The sequence below is a fragment of the uncultured Campylobacter sp. genome (genome assembly GCF_937980635.1).
Classification (GTDB): domain Bacteria; phylum Campylobacterota; class Campylobacteria; order Campylobacterales; family Campylobacteraceae; genus Campylobacter_B.
The window spans coordinates 110,450-125,114 of sequence record NZ_CALJPG010000010.1; the positions used below are offsets into that span (position 1 = coordinate 110,450).

General features: G+C 47.4%; 14 protein-coding genes and 1 tRNA gene. 10 read left to right on the forward strand and 5 right to left on the reverse strand.

All coding sequences use genetic code 11. The annotated features are described in order from the left end of the window. Positions 1-300: 300 nt before the first annotated feature. From Q0460_RS02715 to trxB, 5 genes are all read left to right on the forward strand, one after another. Complete coding sequence (locus Q0460_RS02715; RefSeq protein ID WP_299084553.1) at positions 301-1,506, forward strand: LL-diaminopimelate aminotransferase; 1,206 nt, start codon at positions 301-303, stop codon at positions 1,504-1,506. Next, complete coding sequence (locus Q0460_RS02720) at positions 1,506-2,774, forward strand: homoserine dehydrogenase (protein ID WP_299084556.1); 1,269 nt, start codon at positions 1,506-1,508, stop codon at positions 2,772-2,774. Before Q0460_RS02715 ends, Q0460_RS02720 begins: the two co-directional genes overlap by 1 nt. A gap of 1 nt (position 2,775) precedes the next feature. After that, positions 2,776-3,114, forward strand: a complete 339-nt coding sequence (locus tag Q0460_RS02725; protein WP_299084559.1) for a YraN family protein — start codon at positions 2,776-2,778, stop codon at positions 3,112-3,114. Between the two features lie 70 nt (positions 3,115-3,184). Beyond that, positions 3,185-3,499 carry a thioredoxin gene (gene trxA, locus Q0460_RS02730; protein ID WP_005869718.1) on the forward strand — a complete coding sequence of 105 codons (315 nt, stop codon included), beginning with the start codon at positions 3,185-3,187 and terminating at the stop codon, positions 3,497-3,499. Positions 3,500-3,609: 110 nt separating this feature from the next. Next, complete coding sequence (gene trxB, locus Q0460_RS02735) at positions 3,610-4,554, forward strand: thioredoxin-disulfide reductase (RefSeq protein ID WP_299084562.1); 945 nt, start codon at positions 3,610-3,612, stop codon at positions 4,552-4,554. Between the two features lie 156 nt (positions 4,555-4,710). Here the strand turns inward: trxB and Q0460_RS02740 are convergent, their stop codons facing one another. From Q0460_RS02740 to Q0460_RS02760, 5 genes are all read right to left on the reverse strand, one after another. Beyond that, a complete protein-coding gene (locus Q0460_RS02740; protein WP_299084567.1) occupies positions 4,711-5,439 on the reverse strand; it encodes a hypothetical protein in 729 nt (242 codons plus the stop codon). A 150-nt stretch (positions 5,440-5,589) separates the two neighbouring features. After that, positions 5,590-5,687 (reverse strand) — tRNA-Sec (locus tag Q0460_RS02745). A 28-nt stretch (positions 5,688-5,715) separates the two neighbouring features. Continuing rightward, on the reverse strand, positions 5,716-8,535 hold the full coding sequence (locus Q0460_RS02750; protein ID WP_299084570.1) for an MMPL family transporter: 2,820 nt from the start codon (positions 8,533-8,535) through the stop codon (positions 5,716-5,718). 24 nt (positions 8,536-8,559) lie between these two features. Then, positions 8,560-9,144 carry an ABC transporter substrate-binding protein gene (locus Q0460_RS02755; RefSeq protein WP_299084573.1) on the reverse strand — a complete coding sequence of 195 codons (585 nt, stop codon included), beginning with the start codon at positions 9,142-9,144 and terminating at the stop codon, positions 8,560-8,562. A gap of 2 nt (positions 9,145-9,146) precedes the next feature. After that, positions 9,147-9,866 (reverse strand): VacJ family lipoprotein, encoded by a 720-nt coding sequence (locus Q0460_RS02760; RefSeq protein WP_298028797.1) that lies wholly within the window; start codon positions 9,864-9,866, stop codon positions 9,147-9,149. A 183-nt stretch (positions 9,867-10,049) separates the two neighbouring features. Here Q0460_RS02760 and Q0460_RS02765 point away from each other — a divergent pair, with 183 nt between their 5' ends. The 5 genes from Q0460_RS02765 to modB all read left to right on the forward strand — a co-directional run bounded on the left by Q0460_RS02765 (position 10,050) and on the right by modB (position 14,660). After that, positions 10,050-10,838, forward strand: coding sequence for a TOBE domain-containing protein (locus Q0460_RS02765; RefSeq protein ID WP_299084577.1), 789 nt, complete (start codon positions 10,050-10,052; stop codon positions 10,836-10,838). A 101-nt stretch (positions 10,839-10,939) separates the two neighbouring features. Further along, complete coding sequence (modA, locus tag Q0460_RS02770; RefSeq protein WP_299084580.1) at positions 10,940-11,707, forward strand: molybdate ABC transporter substrate-binding protein; 768 nt, start codon at positions 10,940-10,942, stop codon at positions 11,705-11,707. After that, a complete protein-coding gene (locus tag Q0460_RS02775; protein WP_299084583.1) occupies positions 11,707-12,099 on the forward strand; it encodes a hypothetical protein in 393 nt (130 codons plus the stop codon). Before modA ends, Q0460_RS02775 begins: the two co-directional genes overlap by 1 nt. Continuing rightward, positions 12,086-12,934 (forward strand): ABC transporter ATP-binding protein, encoded by an 849-nt coding sequence (locus Q0460_RS02780; RefSeq protein WP_299084586.1) that lies wholly within the window; start codon positions 12,086-12,088, stop codon positions 12,932-12,934. Before Q0460_RS02775 ends, Q0460_RS02780 begins: the two co-directional genes overlap by 14 nt. A gap of 1,036 nt (positions 12,935-13,970) precedes the next feature. Further along, positions 13,971-14,660, forward strand: coding sequence for a molybdate ABC transporter permease subunit (gene modB, locus Q0460_RS02785; RefSeq protein WP_299084589.1), 690 nt, complete (start codon positions 13,971-13,973; stop codon positions 14,658-14,660). The last annotated feature ends 5 nt before the right edge of the window (positions 14,661-14,665 follow it).

Below are 14,665 nucleotides of genomic sequence, written 5' to 3' on the forward strand. Positions count from 1 at the left end.
AAATTTAAGATGCGTCGTCCATGGCGCCTTGCAAAATGAAGGCCTCGATCGTTTCGATCGGACGTAAATTTAAACAGCGCCACAAAGGACCGCGACGCGCTAAATTTAAACGATCAATGCCTCCGCGGTTTTAAAATTTTAGCGAGGTAAAGGTTTAAACCGCCCAAGTGTTGCAAAAGCGCCGCCGCATCGCCGCTAAGGCTTGAAATTTTGCCTCCGTGCGGTACGAGCAGATCGCGGCGTTTAAGGCGCTAAATTTCAAATAGGGTTTGAAAATTACTTTAAGATAAGAGGTTTGAGATGTTTGACGAAATCCGTTTTTCAAAAATCGAGCGTTTGCCCAATTACGTTTTTGCCGAGGTCAATGCCATAAAAATGGCGGCGCGCAGAGCCGGCGAGGATATAATCGATTTTTCGATGGGCAATCCCGACGGCAGGACGCCGCAGCATATAATCGACAAGCTTTGCGAAAGCGCGCAAAAGGACAAAACGCACGGCTACTCCGTAAGTCAGGGCATCTACAAGCTGCGACTTGCGTGCGCAAATTGGTACAAGCGCAAATACGGCGTGATCTTGGATCCGGAAAGCGAGATCGTCGCGGTGATGGGCTCCAAAGAGGGCTTCGTGCATCTAACTAGCGCGATCGTAAATCCTGGCGATGTCGCGGTGGTGCCCGATCCTGCCTATCCGATCCACACTCAAGCCTTCATCATCGCAGGCGGCAACGTCGTTAAAATCCCGCTTGCCTATGATGAAAATTTAAATTTTAATGAGAATAAATTTTTCATCGATCTGCAAAAAACTTTCGACGAGAGCATTCCGCGTCCAAAATACGTCGTCGTAAATTTCCCGCACAACCCCACCACCGTCGTCGTGCAAAAGAGCTTCTACGAGCGGCTCGTGGCGATGGCGCGGCAGGAGCGGTTTTATATCATCAGCGATATCGCTTACGCAGAGATCGCTTTTGACGATTACAAAACGCCGTCGATCTTTGAGGTCCAGGGCGCAAAGGACGTCGCGGTTGAGGCGTACACTCTCTCTAAAACCTACAATATGGCGGGCTGGCGCGTGGGTTTTGTTAGCGGCAACAAAAAGCTCGTAGCCGCGCTTAAAAAGATCAAGTCGTGGTTTGATTACGGCATGTTTACGCCGATCCAAGTAGCCGCCACGATCGCGCTGGACGGACCGCAGGAGTGCGTAGAGCAGATCCGCACGAGCTATGAGAAGCGTAGAAATTTTTTGATTGACGCTTTTGCGGATGCGGGCTGGCAGATTGCAAAACCTAGCGCGTCGATGTTTGCATGGGCGAAATTACCGCCCGCGGCGGCTCATCTAAGGAGTATGGAGTTTTCCAAGCAGCTTCTTACCAAGGCGCGCGTCGCCGTAAGCCCGGGCGTGGGCTTTGGTGCGGCGGGGGATGATTACGTGCGGATCGCTTTTATCGAAAACGAAAACAGGACCCGCCAGGCCGCTAGAAATATAAAAAAATATTTGAAAGAGATCTGATGAAAGTAGCGATTTTAGGCGTCGGCACCGTAGGTAGCGAAGTTGCAAACATTTTGATCAAAAACAAAGATATCATCCTTGCGCGCGCAGGTGTTAGCATAGAACCCGTAATCGGGCTCGTGCGCGATACGAGCAAAAAAAAGGGCGTGCAAATTCCGCTTAGCAGCGACGCGCAAAGTATCATCGAGCGCGACGACATCGACGTTTTTGTAGAGCTTATGGGCGGAATAGAAAAGCCCTACGAGATCGTAAGTGAAATTTTAAAGCGCAAAAAGGCAGTTGTTACCGCAAATAAGGCGCTTTTGGCTTATCATCGCTACAAGCTCCAGGCTTTGGCGGGCGATACGCCTTTTGGATTTGAAGCGAGCGTGGCGGGCGGAATTCCGATCATAAAAACCCTACGCGAGGGGCTAAGCGCCAATCGTATCGAAAAGATAATCGGCATCGTAAACGGCACGAGCAACTTTATCCTTACGAATATGATGCAAAAAAACGAGAAATTTGAAGACGCGCTAAAGCGAGCTCAAGAGCTCGGTTACGCCGAAGCCGATCCAAGCTTCGATATCGACGGGTTCGATGCGGCACATAAGCTTTTGATCTTAGCTAGCATCGCATACGGCGTGCACGGCGATCCGGAAGACATCCTAATCGAGGGGATTGAGGAGATCACACAGGAGGATATCTATTTTGCGCGCGAATTTGACTTCATAATCAAGCTGCTTGCGGTAGCCAAGCGCGCGTGCGACAACAAAGTCGAGCTGCGCGTCCATCCCGCTCTTATTTCAAAAGATCAAATGCTTTCAAAAGTAGACGGCGTGATGAACGGCGTGAGCATCTACGGAGATTGCGTCGGCGAGAGTATGTATTATGGCCCTGGCGCGGGCGGAAGCGCTACGGCAAGTGCGGTTATAAGCGATCTCATCGACATTGCGCGCGATAATAAAAACCCGATGCTCGGATATAAAATTTTGCCGAGTGAAAATTTTATGCAAATTCTGCCGAGCGAACAGATCCGCACGAAGTATTATTTTAGACTGCGCGTGCGCGATGAAAAGGGCGTACTTGCGAAGCTTACAAACATTATGAGCTTAAACGATCTTTCGATCGACAGCTTTTTGCAAAAGCCGAAGCTCAAAACGGATGAGGAGGTAACGCTGTTTTTTACGACGCATACGTGCTGTGAGAAGGATATCAAGCGCGCAATAAGCGTGATTAGCGGCGAAAATTTCATCACGCAAAAGCCTTTTATGATCAGGATAGAAAGCTAAGTTGGGCTTAAAAGAATATCTTTTCGGCTTTGCTTGCGAGGACCGTGCGGCAGAATTTCTACGCGGCGAAGGGTTTGAAATTTTAAAGCGAAATTTCCGCTGCCGCTTCGGCGAGATCGACATAATCGCGCGCAAAGACGGGATTTTACACTTCGTAGAAGTAAAAGCCACTAGCGGCGATTACGACGCCGCGGAGCGCGTGACGGGAGCCAAGATGGCTAAAATTTTAAAGACGGCGGAATTTTATCTGATGAGCTGTGATACGGACGAGCCGTGGCAGATCAACGTCGTGGAAGTTTATCCAAAGCAGATAAAATTTATCGCCAACATATCTTTTTAAATTAGAATTTTTATTATTTATTTAAGATAATGAACTATAATCCGCGCAATTTTAACACAAGGAGAACATTATGGGAAAGTATATAGAGCTTACTTCGGAGAATTTCGATGTTACTAAAGAGGGTGTCGCACTAGTCGATTTCTGGGCGCCTTGGTGCGGACCGTGCCGTATGATTGCCCCGATCATCGAGGAGCTTGCGAACGATTACGACGGCAAGGCTAAAATTTGCAAGGTTAATACCGACGAAGCGCAGGATCTTGCGGTGCAGTTCGGCGTGCGCTCGATCCCAACGATACTATTTTTCAAAGACGGCGAGCTAAAAGCTCAGCTCATCGGCGCGCAATCCAAGCAGATCATAGCCGACAAGCTAAACTCGCTTCTGTAAATTTTAAAAGGGCGGCTTTCGCCCTTTCTCCTCTCACTCATCGTTTTATTAATTAAATTCGTAAATTTAACGCTCGCGGCTTTACTTAATAAAATAATTAAGGAGAAAAAATGTTAGATTTAGCAATTATCGGCGGCGGTCCTGCGGGGCTAGCGGCGGGGCTTTATGCTACAAGAGGCGGTTTAAAGGATGTCGTGATGTTTGAGATGGGGATGCCCGGCGGGCAGATCACCTCAAGCTCCGAGATGGAAAACTACCCGGGCGTCGCCGCGGTGACTGATGGGATGAGCTTTATGGCGCCTTGGCAGGAGCAATGCTTCCGCTTCGGGCTGAAGCACGAGATGGTGCGCGTGTTGCGCGTCACAAAAGACGGCGACGGAAATTTTACGATCTATCTCGAGGGCGATCAAACACGTCGCGCACGCGCCGTTATCGTGGCTACCGGCTCTACTCCGCGCCGCGCGGGGATCGAGGGCGAGGATGAGTTCTTCGGTCGCGGCGTCAGTACCTGCGCGACCTGCGACGGATTTTTTTACAAGGGAAAAGAGGTTGCCGTCCTCGGCGGCGGCGATACGGCGCTAGAAGAATCGTTGTATCTAGCTAAAATTTGCTCTAAAGTCTATCTGATCCACCGCAGGGACGAGTTTCGCGCCGCGCCTTCGACCGTGCAAAAGGTGCGCGAAAGTAAAAATATCGAGCTCATCACAAACGCGCTCGTAGAGCAGATCAAGGGTGATGCAAGCGGCGTAACTAGCGTCGTAGTCAAGGATAAAACAAGCGGCGCCACGCGCGAGCTGCAGCTGCCTGGGATCTTCGTATTCGTGGGGCTTGACGTGCGAAATGAGGTGCTAAAAGACGAAAGCGGCAAATTCATCTGCGACGTCACGCCGGGCGGACAGGTCGCGGTAAATTTAAAGATGCAAACAAGCGTACACGGGCTATTTGCGGCGGGCGATATGAGGCAGGATGCGCCTAAACAGGTCGTTTGCGCGGCAGGCGACGGCGCGGTTGCCGCTCTTAGCGCGATCGCGTATCTGCAAGGACACGATAAATAGGCCTATCTTCGGCGTAAAATTTCACGGCGCGGCGGGCGAAACTGCTTCCGCCCCGCTTTAAATTTAAAATCACACCTGAAATTTTGAATGAAATTTCGATATAAAAAAGCGGCTAAATTTTAAAATTTCATAAAATTTGGCCGCGAGATAGGGCGCTTATTGCCTTTCGTAGAAGCCTGCTATGACATCTTTTGACTTCATTTTATTTACGGGATCTTCTTTACCATTCGTGATAAGTTTAAATTTATCAGACAGATTTACGCTTTTACCCTCATTTACGATAAAATTTAGCTCGATAGCAAGCTTTGATGATCCGCCTTCTTTATGTCCGAAGCTCGCGTCCAATTGTTCTGCGGTTATTTGCGAGTAATAAATGGCTGCTTTTAAGCACTCCATAATAGAGTCTATGTAGATTTCGGTATCGCTTCCTTTTAGTATCTCCCCTTTTAATTTGTCGTCGCAATCGACCGACTTCCATTCCTCCTCAAAAATTCTATTTTGCCTTTGGTTTTTAAGCGTTTCTTGAAATTTAGCTTCGTTTAATTTACAGTGTTCTTTTGCTAGCTTGAGCAGACTCTGCGCGTCATAAGCCTTACCCTCATAAAAAGTCATAACCCTTTTTAAAGATGAGTCTAACATCTCTTGTTTATATGATTTAAGCCTATGCTCTACATCCACGTCGCAGACCATTTTAACCGTCTTTAATCCGCCGTTTTCCTCTTTGCTCCACGTGACATTTTTGCAGAGTTTCGAGTCCTCGATCGCCGTGCCAATACTCATCGACTTGAAATCAGGCAAAGTGTAGTCTTTCACGAGCTGTATCTCATCCGCCCCGCATCCTATTAAAATCAACGTAGCAAGCGCAGCGCCTAATGCGTATTTCATACTCGCTCCTTCAAGAAAAGTTAACAAGCAATGCTATCCATCTCTGTTTAATAACGGATAAATTTAGAGCCGAAATTTGAGATAAATTCGCGAAGTACGTGGCTAAAAGTGTGAAAGATAAAATTTAAAGATGGAATTTTTAAAAGAATTTGGCGAGAGAGGGAGGGAATCGAACCCCCCGGAAAACGGTCAACCGCCCTCCTATCGGATTTGAAGTCCGCAGACGCCACCAGGTCGCCATCCTCTCCAAACGGCGCAATTATAGCGAGATAAAATTTATTTAGCTTTAAAGAGACTAAATTTCAAACCCTTTCGGCTCATTATTAGCGACGGCAGGATTATGAGCGCGCCTAAAAGAAGCAGGCTCATCACCAGACATATTAACATACCGAAGTAGATCGTAGGCCAGAAATTACTCATCATCATCACGCTAAAGCCCAAAATGATCGCAAACGACGTATAATACATCGCGTATCCGATACTTGCGTGGCTTGCGCGGATCGCCGTGGCCTCGTCGCCAAGGCGCGCAAACTCCCGCTTGTAGCGATAGATATAGTGGATGACATCGTCCACGCCGATGCCGATGCTAATCGCCGCTATCGTGATACTCATGATATCCAGCGGAATGCCCGCAACGCCCATGATGCCGAAGCAGGCGCAAAGCGGGATTAAATTTACGACGATCGCGATAAGCGCGTATGAAAGCGAGCGAAAGATGATCACAAAAAGCACGAAAAGCACGAGCACGGTGATACCCAGGGTGTCTATCTGCGAGCTCATCAGGCTTTGAAGCATATTGTTATAAAGCACCATTATGCCGCTGATCTGCGCGCTTGCCTGCTCGCCTTCGAGCAAAGAATTTAGCCCGCTTTGCAGATCTTTTAGGAATTTTGCTCTGCGTAAGCGCGGATCGCTGTCTATCGTGCGGACGCTAAAGTGCGCCTCGTTCGCTTCGATATTCACAAAGGGCGAAAGCACCATCTCGCGGTAGTTTGCCGGCATTTCAGAGTAGATTAGAGCAAGGCTCAGATCGTCCAGATCGCGCCCCTGATTAATCTGCTTGCCTAGCTTCAAAAGCGATGCTAGCGAGCTTACGTTGCCGATAAACTCATGCCCCGTAACGTTTTTATCCTTCAAAAAATCATCTATTTTACTGATGATGCGCATCTTTTCGGAGGTGAACCAATACTGCGGCTTGTTTTCGTTGGCGGCGTATTCGGCTTCAAAATCGCCAAAATCGTCGCTCGCAGTGGAATTTTGCTCTAAATTTGCGGCATGGGTTTGATCTAAATTTACGGCGCCGCTTGGTTGCGATGTCGTGACGGAGCTTTGCTCGGTAAAATTTTGATCATTTAAATTTTGCGCCGCGGCAACGGAACTTTGAGGTATGGAATTTCCTGCAATAGAATTTTGCACCGCGGCGGTAGAATTCTGCGCGATAGAATTTTGCTGAGTAGAATTTGCCGCAAAATTTCGCCCTGCGGGATTGGAATTTTCGCCGTTCTTAGAATTCGCGCTACCGCTCGCGGAATTTTCACTCTCGCTAGCGAGATCTGCGCTGCCTGCGCTTTTAAATTTAACTACGATATCAAGCGGGATCGTTCCGCCGAGATTTGTGTCGATGACCTCCATACCTGCGCGGATGTCGGTGCTTTTTTTGAAGTAGCCGATGAAGCTATTTTCGACGCGCAGCTGAAAGATACCGTACAGCCCAAAGATCACCGCTGCAGCACACACGCCGTAGACCGCGCCTCTGCTGCGTAGCGCCGTTTCGGCGCACCAAATGGTAAATTTAAAGTGCTGCTCGAAGCTGCGATTATTGTGTGTACGCGGCAGAAGCGACATAACCGCGCCGAATACTCCAAACGCCGTAACTAGCGAGATACTGATGCCTACGCTCATCATAATTCCCAGAGAAATTACGGGTTTTATATCGCAAAAAATTAGCGACATAAAGCCGATAACGGTCGTAAAGATTGCGAAAAAGCAGGGCATCGCGCGCTCGCGAAGCACTGCGTAAACGAGCTGACGCTGCGAAAAGGCGTGAAAGCGCGCGCTAAACTCGCGGTATGCGACGATTAAGTGGATACAGACCGAAACCGTGATGATGAGCTGAAGTGCTATGAAATTTGAGCTAATCACCGTGACCTCAAAGCTCAAAAAGCCGAATAATCCCGCTGCGAGCACGACCGAATACGCGCAGATGATGAGCGGCAGTAGGATAAATTTTGCCTGTCTAAAAAAGAGCCAAAAGCAAGCTAACAGAAGCACCAAAGCGCCGAGTCCGTAGGTCGCCAGATCCGAGCGGACGTAACCCACCATATCGTCGGCGATCATATTCAGTCCGCCTAGAAACAATCGGTCGCCCGTAAATTCCTTCTCAAAACCCGCGATCAGCGCCCGCAAAGCCATAATATCTCGGTGATCCTTTTCGCGCAGCTCGTCGCGGTAGGATTTAAAATTTTGCTCCGCAACTTTAAGCGCGCTTTTGAGCTCTGAAATTTGAGCCCCTGAGCGGTTACCCTCATGCTCTGCTTGCTCTAGAGCGCTTTTGGCTCCGTCTCTTAGGCGCAAAAGCTCCTCGTAGCAGCTCTGCGGCTTTAAATTTATCAAAATTGCGGTAGTGTGAAAATCGGCGCTTACTAAATTTGACGCATAAAAAGGGCTTGTGGCAAACTCGCGCCTAGCCGCGGTTAAATTTACGTCCGCGTCGGTAAGGGTGGGTATGTGTTTAAGCAGCTCGCTCATGCCGCCACCTTTGTTTAGCAAAAGCGGCACATTCGTGATGTCCGTGACGCTAGCGACGAAATCAAGCTTGGAAAAAGCCGCGTCCATCTGCGCTATTTTGCGGATCGTCTCGGGTGCTAAAAGATCGCCTGCGGGAGTGTATGCAAGCACCAAGAAATTCGGCGTTTCGTAGCGTTTGGATACTTCGCGCCAAATTTGAAGGTCTTTGTCATTATCTAGTAGAAGCGTCTGGCTCGAAGCATCGATCTCAAGCTTTGTGGAGTAATATCCGAAAAACAGCGCCAGCGCCGTAAACAGCGCGAGCGTGATTTTCGGAAACGCTACGATTAAGCGAAAAATTTTTTTCAAATACCGCTCTTTTTGAGTGCGCCGCTATTCGCCGCTATTGATGACAGTGGAATTTAGCCGCTTTATAAGCTCGTCAAAGCCCAAGCTTTGCGTTACGTCGCCTAGCTGCGAGCGGTAGGTCTGAATTAAGCTGACGCCCACGATATCGACGTCGTAGATACGCCAATCAGCGCCGTTAGGATAAAATTTAAAATCTATGTCGTAGTTTTTCTGCTCGCCGATGACCTGCGTTTTCAGCACGCGGCGCTTATCGCTCGGGCTTTGTTTACTTAGCACCTTCATATCTTGATCGGTATAAAGCGAAAGCTTTTCGATAAAGGAGCGCTTTAGATGCGCCTCGAAGGCCTTATCAAATTCTGCGATCTGCGCCGGGCTAAGGCTAGCGTAATGCTTCGCAAGGGAGAGCTTTGCCATCATTTTATAATCAAAATAGCCGTCAAAAAGTGCAAAAATTTTTGCGGGCTTTGCGTCTTTTGGAGTACTGCTTCGCATAATATTTACGGCCTCGGCAACCTTTTGGCTCATCACCGGCTCGATATCCGCATCGCTAATAGCGTGCGCCGAAATCAAAAGCGCTCCGCAAAGCGCTAGAACTTTTAAAATTTTCATTTTTATTCCTTTATTAATTTCTCGCGATTTTGCTCGTAAGCATCGCGCAAAAACGGATATAGATCCACTGCATCTTTGGTCATTTTTTCATAAAATTTCGGATCGCGCGAGTAGTCGTTAAATATTCTAAATCCATTGACGGAGTTTCGCACCGTGCCATCTTTAATATAATTTATCGGGTTTGAAAAATAATCTCCGACAAGTCCTGCTGTATCGCGGAGATTGCTCTGCCCCAAAATCGGCCAGACGATGTGCGGACCTGCCGGCACACCCCAGTATCCTAGCGTCTGCCCGAAATCCTCGTCGTGGCGCGGAATTCCGTAGTATTTGCCCGCCATATCGTTAAGCCCGCCGAAGCCCACAGTCGAGTTGATCAAAAACCGCTTCGTCTCGTCCCAAGAATTTTCAAATTTACCCTGCAATAGGTTGTTTACGAGCCTCATCGGATATAAAATATTATAGAAAAAATTTGAAAACGCGCCCTGGATCGGATCGGGCATTACGTAATCGTAGCCGCTGGCTACGGGGGTTAATATGTATGAGTAAAATACGTCGTTAAAGCTCGTCATAACGCGGTTATAGCCGCTAAGCGGATCGAAAACCTCGCGCTTGGCAAACTCCTCGTCAAAACCATCTGTATCGCCAGGCGCTATGTCTTGCTTTTGCGAGCAACCGCAAAGTGCCAATGCCGCGGCTAAGAATAGAATTTTTATAAATTTCAAATGCGACCCTTCTTTATAAATCAAAGTGGCGATTTTACAAATTTAAAGAAATTTTGTCAATAAGGGTAAAATTTCGTATAGAATTTTCCTCTTTATATCGCAGAATAAAGCCCGTAGCTGTTTAAGAAATATATCAGAGGATATATTATAAAATCACGCGAAAGTAAATAAGAAAGGATGAAAATGGACGCAAAATTTGCTTTGGAATTTCTGCTTGGCAACGAAGCATCGCTTTTAGCCAAGCACATTAAGCTACTTAAAGCTGTGGACGAAACTAAAAGTATTACAAAGGCCGCAGAGATCGTAGGAGTGTCGTATAAAAACGGCTGGGATGCGCTAAATTTAATCAACAACGCGAGCAAAAAACCCCTCATCGTCCGCACTCAAGGCACTAAGAAAAATAGCGGCTCCGAGCTTACCCCTTACGCTCACAAACTAATTCGCGCTTATGATGCTATCAGCCACGCGGGCGAGACGTTTTTGAGTGAAATTTTAAAGCTTGACGAGATCACCGAAGAGAGCCTTCTAAGCTTAGAGAAGATCGGTATGAAGCTTTCTGCGCGAAATCAGCTAAGTGTTGAGATTACGGATGTTCAAACGGGCGCTGTAAATTCTCAAATCACGGCTAAACTCGCAGGTGGCGAAATTTTATGCGCGACAGTAACCGTAGAAAGCGAAAAGAATTTAGGGCTAAAGGCTGGCAAGGACGTGCTGTTTTTATTCAAGGCTCCAAGCGTCATCATCGCTAAAGGAGGCTCGGAGAAGCTGAAACTTAGCACAACGAATCAGATCAAGGGCACGATTAGCGAGGTTAAAATCGGCGCGGTAAACGCAGAGATCTGCCTAGGCACGAGCTCGCACCAAAACATTACCGCGATCATCACGCGAGAATCTGCCACCGCGATGGCTCTAGGAGTAGGGGATGAAGTAACGGCGATCATCGAGCCTAGCGAGATCATTATTGGCGCGTAATAGGGTGAAATTGGGCGCACAAAATTTTAAAATTTAAGGCGTAAATTTAAAATTTTAGATACAATTCAATTCTCGGCGAGAGCCGAAACGAAAGGCATAAAATGAAGTTAAAAGCAGTGCTTTTAGGAATTTTAACCGCAAGCGCGCTTAGCGCAGGCGAGGTCAGCATCGCAGCCGCTGCGAACACGACGTATGCGTTCGACGAGATCAAGGCGGAATTTGCCAAGCTACATCCGCAAACCACGCTAAACGTGAGCTTGGGTGCGAGCGGTGCGCTTAGCACGCAGATCAAAAACGGCGCGCCGTTTGATATTTTTATGGCGGCGGATATGAAATTTGCAGACGATCTGCATAAAGAGGGCTTTGCGATGGCACCTGCCAAAACCTACGCAAAGGGCAAGGTCGCGATGTTTAGCGTGCGCGGCGTAGATCTTAGCAAGGGGCTTGAAGCTTTAAAAGACCCTAGCGTCAAAACGATTTCGATAGCAAATCCAAAGACCGCTCCTTACGGCACTGCAAGCGTGGAAGCTTTCAAAAAAGCGGGAATTTACGAGGATATCAAAGGCAAAATCGTAGAAGCAAAATCGATTGGCGAGGCTCTTTCGCAAGCGCTTAAAGCGTCCGACGTCGGCTTTATCGCGGCCAGCGCGATGTATGCACCTAAGATGGCAAAGGACGGCTGCAACGACAAACCGTGCAAAGAGGGTGAAAATTTCGTCTTAGTCGACACCAAGCTGTACGAGCCGATAGCTCAAGGTATGGTCGTGCTAAACCGCGCCAAAGACAATGCTGAAGCCAAGGCGTTTTATGATTTTATCCTAAGCGATAAGGGTAAGGCGATCTTTGCTAAATACGGATACGAGTTTTAATGATTAGAGCGAGAATCAACGAAATTTTACAAAAAGACGGCATCCATTCAGTAGGATTTATCGCAGGCGGCATCAAGCTGCGTGGCGTATTTTTGCAGCTAAGTAGCGAGCTTAAGGTGGGCAGTGAAGTTTACGTGGGCTTTAAAAGCACCGATGTGCTTCTAGCCCGCGAAGCCTTAAACGGTATATCTAGCGAAAACGAAATTCACGGCAAGATTACGAGCCTAAGCTTGGGCGAAATTCTATGTACGCTCAGGTTTGAAGGCAAGATAAGCTTTGATGTGCTCGTTAGCGCGCATTCTGCGCAGGAGCTTGCTTTACGCGAGGGCGACGAGGTTTTCGCATACATTAGCGCCACTGCGATATATATAGAAAAATATGATAACGATTGATTGTAAGAAAAAAATCAGTGATGATTTCTCGATTGATGCTCGCTTAGAGATTAACAAAGGCTCGTTTGTGTGCCTATATGGGCGCAGCGGCAGCGGTAAGACTACACTGCTGCGCATTTTGGCTGGATTTTTGCGCGCAGATAGTGGTAGCATAAAAGACGGCGATCGTGTGCTGCAAGAAGGCAATGAATTCTTAAGTGCGGGCAAGCGCAGGATCGGCTTTTTGTTTCAAGACTACGCACTTTTTGAGAATATGAGTGTGACGGGCAATCTACTTTTTGCCAGAAACGATCCGCAAAAAGCTGCGATGCTGCTTGAAATTTTAGAGCTTAGCGAGTTTGCAAAATCCGGTGTCGAGGGTCTTAGCGGCGGACAGAAGCAGCGCGTGGCACTTGCCCGCGCATTGATGCAAGAACCTGAAATTTTGCTACTTGACGAGCCGCTTTCGGCGCTTGATTTTACGATGCGTGAAAAAATCCAAGAGTATTTGCTAAAGATCCACGAGCAGTTTCATCAGACCGTGATTTTGGTAAGCCACGACGTAAGCGAGATTTATAGGCTTTGCAAGCGGGTTTATGAGATGAAGGACGGCAGGATCGTCCGCACCGGTACGCCGGAGGAAATTTTTCTCAAAACTAGCGGCTCACAGAAGTTTTCTTTCGCGGGCAAGGTTGTCGATTTGCAAGCACGCGACGGGGTCAAAGTGGCTGTCGTAGCGATCGGCAGCCAGCTGTGCGAAGTGGTGCTAAGCAATGCAGAAGCCGATGGCTTGCAAGTAGGCGATGAGGTCAAAGCGGGTGCCAAAGCCTTTAATATCACTCTGCGTAAAATTTAAACTTGCAGACAAGCTTTTAGGTGCGCCTAAGTAGGAAACTTCAACTAGATTAGAGATTTAAATACAGGCTTTTATGGAATTTAGACGAGGGATTTTGCGAAATTTTAGCTAGATTTGCCCGCAAAATACGGTGAGATTTTAAAATTTCATTCGCATCGCGTTTAGATTTTCATGAAACACAAAATTTAAACGTAGGCTAGAGTAAAACCGCAACGCTAGACTAGATAGCGTGTGGAAATTAAGCTTTAAATTTTAGATTTCGCGCGGGCAGGCGCCGTTAAATTTCTTCTTTTTTATTAATTGGCGGCGGTCGGTTTATCTTTAAATTTAGCGACTTTTGACTTACTTTTTTGGCAGGAGTTGCGCGAATTCTATCATGCGATTTTGGTAAAAAATTTAATGTGAAGCTTCGCGCAAATTTAAAATTTTCAGATTTAGAATTTTACCTGGATTTTGTGGCTTTGAAATTTTAAAAGCTCTAACGGCTTGAAGCTTGCGTGCTAAACTCGCTTAATAAGAGCTGCGGCAAAATTTCATTAACCGGGTCTTTTGGGTTTATGCGAAATTTTAAAATTTTGTTTTGTCAGGCTCAATGTAATCCCATTAAGTTGTTCAGAGAATGCCGTTTGGCTATATCTTGCGTGAAATTTGCGCTCAGATAAATCCTGCCCGCTTAAGTTTTAAAGCCTAGTGAAGCTTTTTGAAATTTAGCTCAGCAAAATTCGTGGCCTTAAAAATTTGCCAGCTTGGTAGAGAGCTTAAAGATTCGGCAGGATTTGCACGCTTGAAGGAATTTATTAGCCAAGCACTTTTATAAATTGCGCTCGCTTTAGCTTGTACGAAATTTTTAAAATTTCATTTCGCTAAAGCTCTTGCGCAGCTAGGTCTGCGCAGAATTTTTCAAAATTCTATTATGCAAAGCCTTATGGCTGTGTCGTTTGTGCAAATTCTATCTAGCTTTGCCTCTAAATTTTAAAGCGGAGCTAGGCTTTTAAAATTTTATAGTTTGGGCCTAGCGGCTCGGCTCGGAGGATAAATGTTTGAAATTCTAAAGGGGCTTGATTACACGCCGTTTCTCGTCTCATTAAAGCTTGCGAGCTTAACGACATTTGCGTTGTTTATCATCTGCGTGCCGCTTGCATTTTTTATGGCGAGAAAAAATTTCCGCGGCAAAAGCGTGATCGAATCGATCATCTCGCTTCCGCTCGTGCTGCCGCCTTCGGTGCTGGGGTTTTACCTGCTCGTTTTTCTCTCGCCGTATTCGGTGCTGGGCGAGTTTTTCGACAAACACTTCGGGCTTAGGCTCGTATTTAATTTCAGCGGGCTCGTGATCGCGAGCTGTATCTACTCGCTGCCGTTTATGTTTTCGCCGCTGGTTTCGGGCTTTCGCTCGCTTCCGCGCTCACTTTTTTGGGCGTGCGATTCGCTGGATAAGAGCTATTTCTCCAAGCTTTTTCGCGTCGCTTTGCCTGCGATTCGTCACTCGTTGCTTAGTGCGCTGGTAATCTGCTTTGCGCATACTATGGGTGAGTTCGGCGTCGTACTGATGATCGGCGGCAGCGTGAGCGAGCAGACCAAGGTCGCCTCCATCGCGATCTACGAAGCGACCGAAACGCTCGATTTTGCGCAGGCTCACGCATATTCGGCGCTGATGCTTATCTTTAGCTTTGCGGTGCTTTTGATCATGCATTTTTTGGGTGCGCGCGGTGCAAAAATCGAAGCTTAAATAGG

Coding starts and splice junctions, on each gene's coding strand:
- Q0460_RS02715 (WP_299084553.1), top strand. CDS start 301: ATGTTTGACGAAATCCGTTTTTCAAAAATCGAGCGTTTGCCCAATTAC.
- Q0460_RS02720 (WP_299084556.1), top strand. CDS start 1,506: ATGAAAGTAGCGATTTTAGGCGTCGGCACCGTAGGTAGCGAAGTTGCA.
- trxA (WP_005869718.1), top strand. CDS start 3,185: ATGGGAAAGTATATAGAGCTTACTTCGGAGAATTTCGATGTTACTAAA.
- trxB (WP_299084562.1), top strand. CDS start 3,610: ATGTTAGATTTAGCAATTATCGGCGGCGGTCCTGCGGGGCTAGCGGCG.
- Q0460_RS02740 (WP_299084567.1), bottom strand. CDS start 5,439: ATGAAATACGCATTAGGCGCTGCGCTTGCTACGTTGATTTTAATAGGA.
- Q0460_RS02755 (WP_299084573.1), bottom strand. CDS start 9,144: ATGAAAATTTTAAAAGTTCTAGCGCTTTGCGGAGCGCTTTTGATTTCG.
- Q0460_RS02765 (WP_299084577.1), top strand. CDS start 10,050: ATGGACGCAAAATTTGCTTTGGAATTTCTGCTTGGCAACGAAGCATCG.
- modA (WP_299084580.1), top strand. CDS start 10,940: ATGAAGTTAAAAGCAGTGCTTTTAGGAATTTTAACCGCAAGCGCGCTT.
- Q0460_RS02775 (WP_299084583.1), top strand. CDS start 11,707: ATGATTAGAGCGAGAATCAACGAAATTTTACAAAAAGACGGCATCCAT.
- Q0460_RS02780 (WP_299084586.1), top strand. CDS start 12,086: ATGATAACGATTGATTGTAAGAAAAAAATCAGTGATGATTTCTCGATT.
- modB (WP_299084589.1), top strand. CDS start 13,971: ATGTTTGAAATTCTAAAGGGGCTTGATTACACGCCGTTTCTCGTCTCA.